Genomic DNA, 12,871 nt, shown 5'->3' with positions numbered 1-12,871 from the left:
ACTTACTGTTCTTTAGTTAAAACAATTTTATGCTGTTGCCACCTGTTGTTCCTTGCGATGTTTTGCCAGATTAGATAAAGCGATAAGCCCGGCACCAGCAATCACGGCTCCACCTATAAAAGGGAAACCAGCACCAACTAAGTCTGCCAGATTGGAAGAAAATAAAAAAGGAAGACAAAACAACATGCCGAAACTTCCAAGAAAAATGGCGACGTATGCGCCGGCTTTTACCAATGAATTCATGTTGAACTGATTTTGTTTTGAGGTTGAGTAATTCAATACAATTTCCCGAAGAGTTGAAGTATTACAATGTGCATACTCTTCAATTGTCCAGCTTTTAATTGGTTTTGATTTACACCCATTCCTGAAATCTTTATAAAACGTGAGCCATAAGTCTGGCAGCAACACTGCACCAAACATAAAAATCAGGAAACTTGCCGGGGAATAATTTCCATTACCAATCATAAACGCCTGCATTCTTATTTCATCAACAGGTGTCATCTTAAAATCAAGGAGCACATGCTTAAGGTCATGGCTTTCAAAATTTGGCACTAAGTGCAAGTTGTTTTTTTCAAGACAATCGGCAATATCTTTTCCAAGCGTTCCTTCGGGCAATTCGTTTAATTCCCTTGCTTTCTGTTCGTAAACAGCTATGTCATAAAACTGCTCAATTGTCCAGACAGAAAGATGAAATGACTTTTTTATTATTCCTCTGGTGATGTGTTGAAGAATATTCATACAAGTTCGAATTTTAAGATCGCTTAAATGTGTAATGAGCACCTACCATAAATATACTGTAACATATCCCGAAACTCTTGGTTTTTATTCAGTAGTTTTTTATTTCAAATTCGATTAGTAAGAAGTAGTCAGGAATAGTAGTGAAGAGAGGATCTAAGCGTCAGTAACCTTAATTATCAATTAAATGAGTCACATCTTTACTGCAATAAAAATATGCGAACCCTGGCCCATCACCCCCAATAGCTTCATTGCTTGCAATCGTTAATTTTAGTTTTTTGAAAAAGTATTCTCCGTCAGAAAGTTGTTTTTTGTTGTCCGAAATGCTTGAGAGTAATTCAACTACTTTTTCTATGTTCATCGAAAAGTCTATTTCAATACCTTCAATATTGATAGTAAATCCATGATGCAATTCTAATTCAGTCAGTTTTCCATTACTGTTAAAATTTAAGAAGAAATAATTGTCTTGCTCCTGGTAGTTTTCATAAATGTCACGACGCTGTATTATGTTTTTACTGGTGTCGCCGTTATTATATTGGCTTAAATCAATAACGTTGTCGCCAGCATTAAAATCTCCGTTAAGTAGTTTTCTTGTAAGCTGCCTGTCTGCTCCCCATAATATTACTTTGTCTGCAAAAGAAAAGCCTTTATCAACTTGGTATGTCATTTTGATTGCCATAGTTCTCTATTGTCTTATAATATATAAAATTTAAGCCCTTGAAACCCTTGGCTGCAATCCCTACCTATCCATCCACTTCTTAAACAACGGTGCTTTTTCCCTGCTGATATCCACTTCCAGTTTCAACGGTTGTTTTAACTGCACCATCAGCTTTTGGTTGCCGTGTGGTTTAACGGAGTGCACGGAGTTGATGTTGATGATAGCTTGTCGGTTGGCACGAAAAAATAAATTCGGGTCCAGCACTTCTTCTATTTCTTCAAGTGCCGAAAAATCGTAAATGAGTTTATCGCCGTTGAAGGTGTACACATAGTTGAGATTGTCTTTAAAGAAAACAGCAATGTCTTTTGTTTCAACCGGTGTCCATTTGTTGTTGGAACTGATGATGAACCGCTCTTTGTATTGTGCTTTTGCCAAAGCCGGGTTGGAGAAATACTGCACCAGCTGTTGCAGATCGCCGGGAATAAAGGATCTGCTTTCTTTCATACTACGCACTTTGTCGATGGCCTTTTTCAGATCATCTTCCTGCACAGGTTTTAATAGATAATCAACACCGTTTACTTTAAATGCACGGATGGCATATTCTTCATAAGCGGTGCAAAAGATCACCGGGCATTGCAATGTAAACTGATCGAAGAGTTCAAAACTCAATCCATCACTCAGGCGTATATCCATGAACAAGAGATCGGGCTCAGCATTATTCATAAACCACTTGCGTGCTGCTTTGAGGCTGGGCAATACATCAAGCACCTGCACATCAGCAGCCACTGAAGCAATATTGCTTTGCATTTCTTCGGCTATCAGGCTTTCATCTTCTACTATAACTGCGTTCATAACAAGGGGATTTTAACGGTGAAGAAATGTTCATCTTCATTTATCACAACAGGCTTATCGGAATAATACCTGTACAATGTTTGCAAACTTGCCAATCCTTTTTTATTACTTGTTTCAACAATGCGGTATAGTTGCAGGTTGTTTCTCACTATCACATAATCATCTTCAATAAAAATGTTTATCAGCAACGGACTGTCTTTATCGGCTGTATTGTGTTTAATGGCATTCTCCACAAGATTCTGCAAGGTTACAGGCGCAATGTATTTATTGAAATGTGCATCGGGTACCTTTACATGCACATCCAATCCTTCTTTAAAGCGTATCTTTTGCAGCTTCACAAATGTTTCAACAAATTCAAGTTCATCCTGCAGGCGCACCAGTTCCTGCTCACCGCTTTTTAATACATAGCGATACACTTTGCTCATGCCATCTAAAAAGGAAGTGGCTGTTTTTGCATCGGTCTTAATTAAACTGCGTAGTGAAGTAAGTGAGTTGAACAGGAAATGCGGATTGAGATGCTGCTTTAAACTTTCGTACTGCACCAGTGTTTTTTCTTTCTCCAGCGATTCGGCTTTTGTTTCCAGGTTCAGGATCTGTTTTTGTTTGTTCATACGGAAACGGTAAAATAAAAAGATAGTAGCCGCAATAAGCAAGAGTGTAATGGTTCTGAACCACCATGTTTTGTAGAAGATGGTGGCAATATGAATGTGCAGTGTTTTTTCTTCGCCGTTCCAGTTGTTGATGTTGGAAGATGCTTTGTAACGGAATGTATAATTGCCGCCCGACAGGTTGGTGTAAACAACTTTTGGATTTTGTGTGTAGTGCCATTCTTTCTCCAAACCATCTAAACGATAGGCATACCAGAGTTGATCGTTAAAGCTTACAGCTTCCAGATCGATGCTGAAAAAATTTTCGTTGTAGTTAAGTTGAAGCAGTTGGTTATTGTTAATGAGGCGCATCGGAATCTGTTGATCGCCGTTAATGCGCACATCGGCAATAAAACAATTTGCAACGCTGCTGTCGGCCTTGTACTGTAACGGATCAAACAGTACATAACCTCTTCGTGATGGCATAATGATCTTTCCGTTCCTGAGTTTAAGTGCAGCATGCTCCGTAAAATCAGTAATGGGTAACCCTGCTTCAGCTCCGATCAATGTAAAATAGCGGCGTGATTTTTCCAGCATTACCAAACCGGCGGCTGTGCCAAACCAAACACGATTGCTGTCGTCTACCGCAATACCACCAACAATATTGCTGGGCAATCCATTTTTATCGGTGTAAGAAGTGCATTCATTTTTTTCAAGATCAATACAGCTAATACCGTTGAATGTTGATACCCAGATTTTGCCATCCCTGTCTTCATTAATACTTACAATAACATTGCTGGTAATTGTTTGCTCGGTTTTATCGGTGCTGTTCCAGTATTTTGTTTTGCCGGTTGCAGGATCGTACATGAGCAAACCCGAGCCGTTATAACCGAACCACAAACGCTTTTTACTGTCTTCAAATGTGTAACGTACTGCATAACCTTTGTATTTACCCAACACCGGATGACCTGCAATGCCATGAAATTTTTTTTCTGATGGTTTATAGTAATACAGTCCATCGTAATCTCTTGTGCCAAACCAAAGCGTACCGTCGCTTGTTTTGTTTAAACTGAAATAAAATGCTTCAGGTATGGAATCTTTAATGTTCAAAAAATCCATTTTACCTGTGGACCTGTTCAACCTGTTTACACCTTTACCAGTTGGTACCCAAATATCATGATTGGCATCTTCTGCAATGGCACGTACCGAGTTGAAATAAATGGCATCGGGCTTACCGGGTTGATTTTGCCAGGAACTGTACTTCCCTGTTTTTACATTGTACATTGAAATACCATTACCTGTGGTGAACCAAAGATTTCCTTCATGATCTTCTTCCATACCACGGGTTAAAGCATGCGGATTGTTTTGGCCAAAAGGATAACCAATGCTGAAAACGTTTTTCTGCTGGTTTACATAGTTCACACCAACATCATAACCCAGCCATATCTTTTTATCGTTGCCCACAAAAATGGAAAACAGCATATTGCTCAGTACCGAATTTTTATCGGAAGGATTATAATTGTGGTGAACAAGATTTTTAGTTGCAGGGTTGTAACAAAGCAGTGAGTTAAGATTGGTAGCGATCCATATCGTATGACTCTCATCTTCTATCATACCATTAACAAGACTTTTTACAGTGCCCTGGTCTTTTATTAATAAGTGATCGAGCACTTCTGTTTTTCCTGTTATGCCATCAATACGTAACAAACGGAACTCCTCATGACTGCCAATCCATACATCGTCTGATGTAGTTACCGTGATCTTGTCAATAGCTTTTCCCCTCAATTCTTTTACTTCACGAAAGCTGGCGGTTTTTGTTTTGCTATTGTACACAATGTATCCGCCATTGACACCAATGTAGAGTTCATCGTTCTTTAAAAAACCACTATATGCCTTTGCTGTTTTTAATAATTGGTTTGATGCAGCATCGTTACTTAACTCTTCAAAACGATCGGCTAAGGGATTGTAACAACGCAGACCCGACCTGGATACAAGAATCAATCTGTCTGCAGCAACAGGTATGATGGTATTTACATTAAAGCCTTCAGCTTTTTTTATTTTACGGAAAGAGAAAGAAGAGTAATCGAACTCAGCCATTTCATTCCAGAAGCTGAGCCATAACCGACCATCAACCCCCTTTGCCATGGTATTGCAAACAGATGCCGGAGGAGAAGTGCTGTCTTTACGATCATAGGTAAAGCGCCTGATGGTTCTGCCATTATATCTGTTGAGTGCACCTGCAGAAGCAAACCACATATAACCATACTTATCCTGACAAATAGCATTTACCCATCCATCGTTCAAACCATCTGCAGTGGTAATGGTATGAAATGTTACCGGCTCTTGTTGTGCAAACAAAGCAGCAGATTTCATTAGCAGAAAGAAGAAGAGGATTTTTTTCATCAGCGATCAAAATAGCAACTATTGCTATTGAAACCAAAAAGCCCAACTGCCAAACCGCTGTTTTTTTATGCGAAACGGATAAAACGAATGCCGAAGTGATGTAATAGTGCAATGTCATTGCGAGGAACGACACAATCTTTGTTGCAGAGCTATTTTTAAGACCAGACTGCTTCCTTCGTCGCAGTGACGTTTATAAAAGGAGCGTCATTGCGAGGTACGAAGCAATCTAAAAATGAATATAGTGTGATATAACCCAAAGACTGCTTCATGCCTCACAGTATCAAAAAAGAATCTTCTTCATCGCTTAACGTTTTCATTTATCCGTTTCACTAAGCACAATACACCGATCACTTCACTTCATTTTTATTTCCTTTTTCTGCAAACAATCTTTGAGTTCAGAAACAAAAAAAATTAAAAACCAAAAGTTAATTATGAAAAAGATCTACTCCCTGCTGCTTGCAGGTATTGTTACACTAACAGCTGCAAACGCACAAAGCGTATCGGTTAATACAGATGGTACTGCTGCTGATAACAGTTCTATTCTTGATGTAAAGAGTACAACAAAAGGTATGCTGGTACCACGTATGACAACAGCGCAACGTACAGCCATCATTGCACCAGCAACGGGTTTGCTGGTATTTGATACCGATACAAAAACATTCTGGTTCTATAGTGGTATTTTATGGACGAACATCAGCATAGCAGGTGGCGGCTCATTCACGCTTCCGTATAATGGTTCAACCAATTCTTCCACATCTGCACTGGGTGTAATTAACACAGGTAATGGTGCTGCTATTGAAGGTTCAGGCTCTGCTGGTGCCGGTGTATATGGTAACAGCTATAATGGTGCCGGGGTAAATGCATTATCAACAAATGGCTTCGGAGTTTTCGCCAGCAGTAACAACAGCACCGCTATTTATGGATTTGGTTCAAACGTATTTCCAACCATTAAAGCTGTGAACTCTTCCGGCAACGCAATATTGGGCGAAGCCACAGCAAGCGGCAGCAGCGGCTTGTATGGTGTTTCAACAATTGGAGGTGGGTATGGTGTGCGTGGTTCTAACGAGGCAGGCATTGGTATATATGGTCATACAAATACAGGTACCGGTGTTTATGCATCCAGCACAACAGGCACAGCATTAAGTACAGTGAGTACTGCAGGTGGTCTGGCATTTAATGTTATTGGTAAAGTAAGAATTGCAGGTACTCCTACAGCTCCTGCGGCAGGATATGTTTTAACAAGCACAGATGCACAAGGAAATGCCGATTGGCAACCACAAGCAGAAGCCACTCCTAAAATTGCATTCAGATCGTACGGTGTTTTAAGTGGCGAGGAATTAGAAGACTTGATTTCGGGCTCTTCATTTTTGGGAGAGATCGATAACCAGGTTTATTACAAATACGAAAACTATGATTATGGAAGTGGATTTGATTTAAACGGGAGCAAATTTACCGTGCCGGTTACAGGGCTTTATCATTTTGATGCCGGTTTGAAGTATGAAGAAAATCTTCTCTTTGACTATACGCAAATCAAAATTTCGCTCATGTTGATCAGAGATAGTAAAATATATACAATGGCAAGATCAGGTAGCTATATGAACAGTACAGAAAACTTACAGTTGAACTTAAGCAGTGATCTTTTATTGCAAAAAGGTGATGTGATCTGGATCAGCACTTCGCATACAAATACATTGGGCCTTCCTTCCTACCTCGATATAGCGTTAGATGCACAACAATACTTTAACGGTCACCTTGTGTTTAAAGTGAACTAATTCAGTTGAGAAAAGAAGTTATATACCTAACGTAAACATCAGTTATGAAAAAATATTTAGCCGTCATCCTGCTTGGATTCTTATCCATGCAGAGTATGGCACAACTAACAATACAGAGCGGTGTCCAATGGATTACAACCGGACAGGTAACAGTAAACCTGCAGGACATGAACTTTGTAAACAACGGTACATTTTTGCCCGGCGATGGTTTGCTTCGTTTCAGCGGAGTGCAAACAAATACAATCAGCAGTTCAACATCCTTGCAAGTTCAACGGCTTGAGTTGCAAAAATCAAACAATGCACAGGTGAACCTGCAAACAAACATGCAGGTGAGTGGGTTGCTCATTTTTAGTTCCGGTAATCTGAACCTGAATGGCAAAACAGTTACACTCAATAATGGTGCTGCCTTGTATAACGAAAAAGAAACAAGCCGCATCATTGGCACTACAGGTGGCGAAGTTGTGTATACCACAACGCTCAATGCACCACAGTCGGCCAACCCCGGTTACCTTGGTGCGTTTATTACCAGTACAGCCAATCTTGGAACAGTAACCATCAGGCGTGGGCATTTGCCGCAAAGCGGAAACGGATTAACAAAAAGCATCAACCGTTATTATGTTATTACTCCGCAAAATAATACCAGCTTAAATGCAAGTATGCAGTTCATTTATTTTGATGCAGAGAAAAACGGATTGGATGAAAACAGTTTTGTACTGTATCAAACAAATGATGGTACAAGCTGGACCAATCTTTCACAAACATCCAGAAGTACTACACTCAACTATGTTGAAAAAACAGGCATTAACAGTTTTTCAAAATATACGTTGGGTACAGATGTTGTTGTTGCTCCCGGTTGTTCAGCAACAGGTGTAGCATTGAATGTAAAATCTGCAAAGCAAAACACAGTAAGCATTACGTGGACAACCGCTACTGAGACAAACAACAAAGGTTTTGCTGTTGATCGTAAACTAAAAACCGAAACAGTTTTCAGCCAGATTGGTTATGCCGGCAGCAATGCCATTGGCGGCAACAGCAGCACAGCATTGAGTTATAGTTTTACAGATGCTAATCCGCTGGCCGATGTTGCGGAATACCGTTTACGCATTGTATCGCTTACCGATAATATTTGTTTTTCTGATGTTAAGACATACACACCGAAAGGTGGTGGCAAAGGAAAACCGAATAACAATACAACGATCGATACAAAACAAGGCGTGCAGTTGACTGCTGAGCCGAAGTTGACAGTTGGACCCAATCCTAATCGTGGTAACTTCTATTTCAGCATTGAAGGAATTGAAGAGCCAACCGTTGTTGAGTTGTTTACCATCGATGGTAAAGCAATCAGCAAGTTTATTGTTACCAACCTGCAGAAACAACAGGTGAATGGTTTGCGGGCGGGTGTGTATTTGTTACGGGCGCCTGTTAGCGGACTTGTTCAAAAAATAATTGTACAGTAGTGTTTTTTGGTTTTTCCTGTTCAATAAAAAAGCGGAGTTTGATCTCCGCTTTTTCTTTGTTGAACTGTTGTTCAGAAGTCGATTTCTTTTATAACCAGTTTTAATACGTTCATGTTATAATCAAGTTCATTGTTTTTGGTTACTCCATTCTCTTTTCCTAATGATATCTGCACAATACATTCCACTTCTGCACCTGGCGTGTATTTTGTTCTTTTAATATCATCGTACACGTATGGCGTAATAATAAACGAAAGTTCACTCGGCTTACTAAAAGACTTTGTTTCTGCAATGGAGAACATCACATCGTCCTGAACAATATCGTTATAGTTTGTAAGCGCAATCTGGTTGTGTACTAATAAAGAGCCGGGCTTTTCTTTTGTGTAAAGCAGTTTCAGCACATATTTTTTTCCGTTCTCCAATTTAAGTTTGTAGCTGATCATTCCTTCGTTACCGGGCAGCAGTGCAATTGCACCATCCGATACCGACCACGATCCATTGATCGTTACTCGAAAAAGCGATTTCTCATCACCACTACCGAGATAGTTGGCAGGTATTTCTACACCGGTTTTGTACGCAGCATATTTAGCTCCTGCCAGCTGCATGGTTTGTTTGATGCTGTTGGCATTTACCATTGTTACCTTGTTTCTTGCGCCCATTACTTTCAATGAATCTGCAGATGGGTTGATGGCTCTGATATTGACCGTTGTGGGTGTAGTAGCAATGCGTTTGGTTGTGATCTGTGCAAACGAAGCGCCAGCAGTTGTACCGCTGACGAGTAAAAACAAGAGTGCAGCTTTTGGTTTCATTGTTGGTAGATTTTTGATAAAGATAGAAAATGGATGCAGAAAGAAAGGTACAGATCAAATGAGGACTGCAAAACAAAAAAGCGCTGCACTTTCATGCAACGCTTCAATCTTATCAATTAAAAAAACTTATTCTGCTTCTGCCACTACTTCTTCCACTTCAGGAATCATGCGCTTCATCATTCCTTCAATACCTGCTTTGAGTGTGATCATCGATGATGGACAACCGCTGCAGCTTCCCTGCAAAGCCAGGTTTACTTTACCATCTTTAAAGCTTTTGAACTGAATAGCACCGCCATCCATTTCAACCGCAGGCTTTACATAGTTTTCTAAAATTTCCTGGATGCGTTTTACCACATCGCTTTCATCGCCGCTCAGCACCACTTCTTCCTTCACCGGCTCTACCACTTTCGATTCGTCGATCACAGCTTTACCTTCTTCCAGGTAATCTTTCAAAAACTGGCGGATGGTAGGAATCAGTTCCTGCCAATCGGTATCGGGAGAAGAACGTGTAAGTGTAACAAAATTGCTGGCAATGAACACGGCTTTCACAAACGGAAAACCAAACAGTTCCTGCGCCAGCGGCGAAGCATCAGCTGTTGAAACTTCGGGGAAATCGATGCTCTTGCCGGGATACAGGAGTTTGTTGGCCACAAACTTCATGGTTTCCGGGTTAGGCGTCATTTCTGTATAGATGCTGATAACGGGGTTTCCTGTTTGAATCATGATGTTGAAACTTTAAGCAGCAAATTTAGCAACAAACACGGGAGTTTGGTTGCTGTTTTTCCATTTTAGCAGTTTTATGACGGTTTGCAGGTAAAAATCTCCCGTTATCGTAACTTACACGAACTAAATACATATATATGCTATCCCCAAAAATTGAAAAGGCCTTAAATGAGCAGGTATTGCTCGAGGCAGAATCTTCGCAGATCTATTTAGCAATGGCCAGCTGGGCCGAAGTGGAAGGTTACAGTGGTATTGCAGCTTTTTTGTACAAACACAGCGATGAAGAGCGGATGCACATGCTGAAGCTGGTAAAGTTTATTAACGAGCGTGGCGGGCATGGCGTAATCCCTGCATTGAAAGCTCCTTCAACAAAATATAAAGGAGTAAGAGAATTGTTTCAGCAGGTACACGATCATGAAATACTGGTGAGTACTGAAATAAACCGTTTGGTAGATATCTGCTTAAAAGAAAAAGATTATACCACGCACAACTTTCTGCAATGGTATGTGAGTGAGCAGATAGAAGAAGAAGCACTTGCACGCCAGATCATGGATAAACTGAAACTGATTGGTGCAGATAAGAGTGGTTTATACATGTTCGACAGAGATGTGTCGATAATGGGCGCACCAGGAGCTGCCGGCGGAGGACGACATTAATTATAAATAGCTGTGCAGGTATTTATGAACAATGCTTAACGTTTATCTTCATTAAGGTAGATAGCAAGAATGCTATGCCTTTTACAAAACTTAATTTATGCAGAGAGAATTATCCGGCTGGTACAGTCCCGCTTTAAATAAAGATATGCCCATTGCAATTTATGGTCATTATGGATTTGCATTGCTGCTGGTACCAACAGCTGCTGCCGATTACCTGGAATACGAACGTTTTCAGTTGATCGATGCAATCAGTCCGTGGATTGAAGCAGGAAAAGTAAAAGTGTATTCGGTAAACAGCATTAATACCGAAAGCTGGATGAACAATGAAATGGAAGGTGCACACAAAGCCATTCGTCAGAACCAGTTCAACGAATACATTTTTAACGAAGTGGTGCCGTTTATTAAAACCAACACTTCGTTCGATACGCCCATTATTACCAGCGGTGCATCGTTTGGTGCATTGCATAGTATGAATTTGTTTTTAAAGCGTCCCGATCTGATCAACGGTGTACTTGCTATGAGTGGCGTGTACGATCTGATGGAATATACCAAAGGCTATTACGATGAGCAGGTGTATTACAATTCGCCTATGCATTACATGCCTAACTTAACTGATCATGCAATACTGGAACAGATACGGCACAGCAATCATATTCATTTGTTCAGTGGAAGTGGTGCACACGAAGATCCATCGAGTGCAGGGCGTTTTGCAAAAATTCTCTACGACAAAGGCATTAACTACGAGTTAGACATTTGGGGAAACGAGTGGCCACACGACTGGAATACATGGCGGGCATTATTACCGCATTATCTGGAAACAAGATTTTGATGTCTGATTTAGGATTTGACGAATGTGTCAGGCTCCATGTTTTTAAATTTTTCTATAAACGAGCTATTGCACAAAGAGCGAAGATGCCTGCATCTTCGCTCTTTTTACTTTTTGTCACTTTGTGCTTCTGTTTCCTTGTGGTTTAAACAGTTCTGCCAACAGAACCATTTTCTGTTTTCTGTAACTCAAATATCTTCTGCACCTGCAAGCCGGCTTCTGTTTGATGCGATACATACAATACGGCCGAAGTTGTTTCTGCTGCCAGTTTATTAATGAGCTGAATTACTTTGGCTGCATTCGCATCATCAAGTCCCATCAATGGTTCATCGAGTATCAATATGGGTGGATGTTTTACCATTGCCCTTGCAATTAATGCCATCCGTTGTTCGCCCTGTGTAAGTTTATTAAACGGAAGGTTGGCTTTGTGTTGCAACTGCAACAGTTGTAACCATTCGTAAGCCGAACGCAACTGCATATCGCTGGGTATTGTGTACAAACCGATCTGGTCGAGATAGCCCGATACAATCATTTGCAGCAATGTATGTCTTGTTGCAAAAAGATCGGTCATGGCAGGAGTTAGGTAGCCCACTTTTTCTTTAATGCTCCACACTGTTTCGCCAGTACCTTTTTTTCTGCCGAAAAGAAATAACTGTTGACCATAACCTTTTACATTGTCGCCGGTGATCATGGTAAGCAATGTTGTTTTGCCTGAGCCATTGGGTCCTTTCAGTTGCCAGAACTCGCCTTTGCTGATGGTCCAGTTAATTTGCTGCAACACCTGTCGTCCATCGTAGCTTACGTTTACATCGGTAAAACGTACCAGTTCATTACCGGTAAGATTGTAATGATGCAAAGGAGCCGGTACAATTGCTTCTTCGGTTGAAGTGTGTTCTATAACCGATTCGTTGAGTGCTATAAATCCTCCATCGGGCGAAGGCATTAAACGATCAATGATAAATGCAAGCAGATCTTTTTTTCGGTGCGCCAGTTGTATAAACTGTATGTTGCCTGCTGCATTGCTCAACTGTTCTTTTAACGCTTCCTGTGTGGCAATATCTAAATTGTCGAATACATTATCCAGCACCAACACATCGGGTTTTAACGAAAGCAAATGTTGCAGCAAAACTCTTTTCTGCTCACCACTCGACATAGAGCGGAGTGTTTGCACCCGTGCTGCTTCAATACCGCAGTAACCATGTATATCTTCTTCCAGTAAATATTGCTGAACTGTATAGGCCGAAAAAAGCTGCAGATGGGTTGTGCTGCTGATACCGAACAGCGCAACATTTTTCTTTTCCAGTAATTGCTGAATAAACAGTTGCTTGTTAAATGTGTTCGATAGAAAAATACCAACATGCTTCATGACACGAAGATAATTGCAGAAACAAAAAGA

General features: G+C 40.5%; 11 protein-coding genes. 4 read left to right on the top strand and 7 right to left on the bottom strand.

What is annotated here, in order from left to right; all coding sequences use genetic code 11:
* Window positions 1–27: 27 nt before the first annotated feature.
* The 4 genes from ESA94_RS08660 to ESA94_RS08645 form a co-directional block, all read right to left on the bottom strand.
* On the bottom strand, window positions 28–738 hold the full coding sequence (locus tag ESA94_RS08660; RefSeq protein ID WP_129130492.1) for a hypothetical protein: 711 nt from the start codon (window positions 736–738) through the stop codon (window positions 28–30).
* 169 nt (window positions 739–907) lie between these two features.
* Window positions 908–1,414: a hypothetical protein gene (locus ESA94_RS08655; protein ID WP_129130491.1), complete on the bottom strand. Its 507-nt coding sequence runs from the start codon at window positions 1,412–1,414 to the stop codon at window positions 908–910.
* A 60-nt stretch (window positions 1,415–1,474) separates the two neighbouring features.
* The gene (locus ESA94_RS08650) at window positions 1,475–2,245 is read right to left on the bottom strand and encodes a LytR/AlgR family response regulator transcription factor (protein ID WP_129130490.1); all 771 of its coding nucleotides are present in this window, start codon (window positions 2,243–2,245) and stop codon (window positions 1,475–1,477) included.
* Window positions 2,242–5,235: a ligand-binding sensor domain-containing protein gene (locus tag ESA94_RS08645; RefSeq protein ID WP_129130489.1), complete on the bottom strand. Its 2,994-nt coding sequence runs from the start codon at window positions 5,233–5,235 to the stop codon at window positions 2,242–2,244. Before ESA94_RS08645 ends, ESA94_RS08650 begins: the two co-directional genes overlap by 4 nt.
* 431 nt (window positions 5,236–5,666) lie before the next feature.
* Here ESA94_RS08645 and ESA94_RS08640 point away from each other — a divergent pair, with 431 nt between their 5' ends.
* Together ESA94_RS08640 and ESA94_RS08635 are read left to right on the top strand one after the other, a co-directional pair.
* A complete protein-coding gene (locus ESA94_RS08640; protein WP_129130488.1) occupies window positions 5,667–7,007 on the top strand; it encodes a hypothetical protein in 1,341 nt (446 codons plus the stop codon).
* Between the two features lie 44 nt (window positions 7,008–7,051).
* Window positions 7,052–8,464, top strand: coding sequence for a T9SS type A sorting domain-containing protein (locus tag ESA94_RS08635; protein WP_129130487.1), 1,413 nt, complete (start codon window positions 7,052–7,054; stop codon window positions 8,462–8,464).
* A gap of 71 nt (window positions 8,465–8,535) precedes the next feature.
* Here ESA94_RS08635 and ESA94_RS08630 read toward each other — a convergent pair whose 3' ends face one another.
* Together ESA94_RS08630 and ESA94_RS08625 are read right to left on the bottom strand one after the other, a co-directional pair.
* Window positions 8,536–9,270 carry a hypothetical protein gene (locus ESA94_RS08630; protein WP_129130486.1) on the bottom strand — a complete coding sequence of 245 codons (735 nt, stop codon included), beginning with the start codon at window positions 9,268–9,270 and terminating at the stop codon, window positions 8,536–8,538.
* Window positions 9,271–9,396: 126 nt separating this feature from the next.
* Window positions 9,397–9,993, bottom strand: a complete 597-nt coding sequence (locus tag ESA94_RS08625; RefSeq protein WP_129130485.1) for a NifU family protein — start codon at window positions 9,991–9,993, stop codon at window positions 9,397–9,399.
* Window positions 9,994–10,130: 137 nt separating this feature from the next.
* Between ESA94_RS08625 and ESA94_RS08620 the strand changes: the two genes are divergently transcribed.
* Both ESA94_RS08620 and ESA94_RS08615 read left to right on the top strand, forming a co-directional pair.
* Window positions 10,131–10,649 carry a ferritin gene (locus ESA94_RS08620; protein WP_129130484.1) on the top strand — a complete coding sequence of 173 codons (519 nt, stop codon included), beginning with the start codon at window positions 10,131–10,133 and terminating at the stop codon, window positions 10,647–10,649.
* Window positions 10,650–10,746: 97 nt separating this feature from the next.
* Window positions 10,747–11,478: an esterase family protein gene (locus ESA94_RS08615; protein WP_129130483.1), complete on the top strand. Its 732-nt coding sequence runs from the start codon at window positions 10,747–10,749 to the stop codon at window positions 11,476–11,478.
* Between the two features lie 142 nt (window positions 11,479–11,620).
* Here the strand turns inward: ESA94_RS08615 and ESA94_RS08610 are convergent, their stop codons facing one another.
* Window positions 11,621–12,841 carry an ATP-binding cassette domain-containing protein gene (locus ESA94_RS08610; RefSeq protein ID WP_129130482.1) on the bottom strand — a complete coding sequence of 407 codons (1,221 nt, stop codon included), beginning with the start codon at window positions 12,839–12,841 and terminating at the stop codon, window positions 11,621–11,623.
* Between the last annotated feature and the right edge of the window lie 30 nt (window positions 12,842–12,871).

Source organism: Lacibacter luteus, from assembly GCF_004118265.1.
GTDB classification, from domain to species: Bacteria; Bacteroidota; Bacteroidia; order Chitinophagales; family Chitinophagaceae; genus Lacibacter; species Lacibacter luteus.
This window is presented reverse-complemented; position numbering and strand designations above follow the sequence as displayed.

Coding starts and splice junctions, on each gene's coding strand:
- ESA94_RS08620 (WP_129130484.1), top strand. CDS start 10,131: ATGCTATCCCCAAAAATTGAAAAGGCCTTAAATGAGCAGGTATTGCTC.
- ESA94_RS08660 (WP_129130492.1), bottom strand. CDS start 738: ATGAATATTCTTCAACACATCACCAGAGGAATAATAAAAAAGTCATTT.
- ESA94_RS08640 (WP_129130488.1), top strand. CDS start 5,667: ATGAAAAAGATCTACTCCCTGCTGCTTGCAGGTATTGTTACACTAACA.
- ESA94_RS08650 (WP_129130490.1), bottom strand. CDS start 2,245: ATGAACGCAGTTATAGTAGAAGATGAAAGCCTGATAGCCGAAGAAATG.
- ESA94_RS08625 (WP_129130485.1), bottom strand. CDS start 9,993: ATGATTCAAACAGGAAACCCCGTTATCAGCATCTATACAGAAATGACG.
- ESA94_RS08645 (WP_129130489.1), bottom strand. CDS start 5,235: ATGAAAAAAATCCTCTTCTTCTTTCTGCTAATGAAATCTGCTGCTTTG.
- ESA94_RS08615 (WP_129130483.1), top strand. CDS start 10,747: ATGCAGAGAGAATTATCCGGCTGGTACAGTCCCGCTTTAAATAAAGAT.
- ESA94_RS08610 (WP_129130482.1), bottom strand. CDS start 12,841: ATGAAGCATGTTGGTATTTTTCTATCGAACACATTTAACAAGCAACTG.
- ESA94_RS08655 (WP_129130491.1), bottom strand. CDS start 1,414: ATGGCAATCAAAATGACATACCAAGTTGATAAAGGCTTTTCTTTTGCA.
- ESA94_RS08630 (WP_129130486.1), bottom strand. CDS start 9,270: ATGAAACCAAAAGCTGCACTCTTGTTTTTACTCGTCAGCGGTACAACT.
- ESA94_RS08635 (WP_129130487.1), top strand. CDS start 7,052: ATGAAAAAATATTTAGCCGTCATCCTGCTTGGATTCTTATCCATGCAG.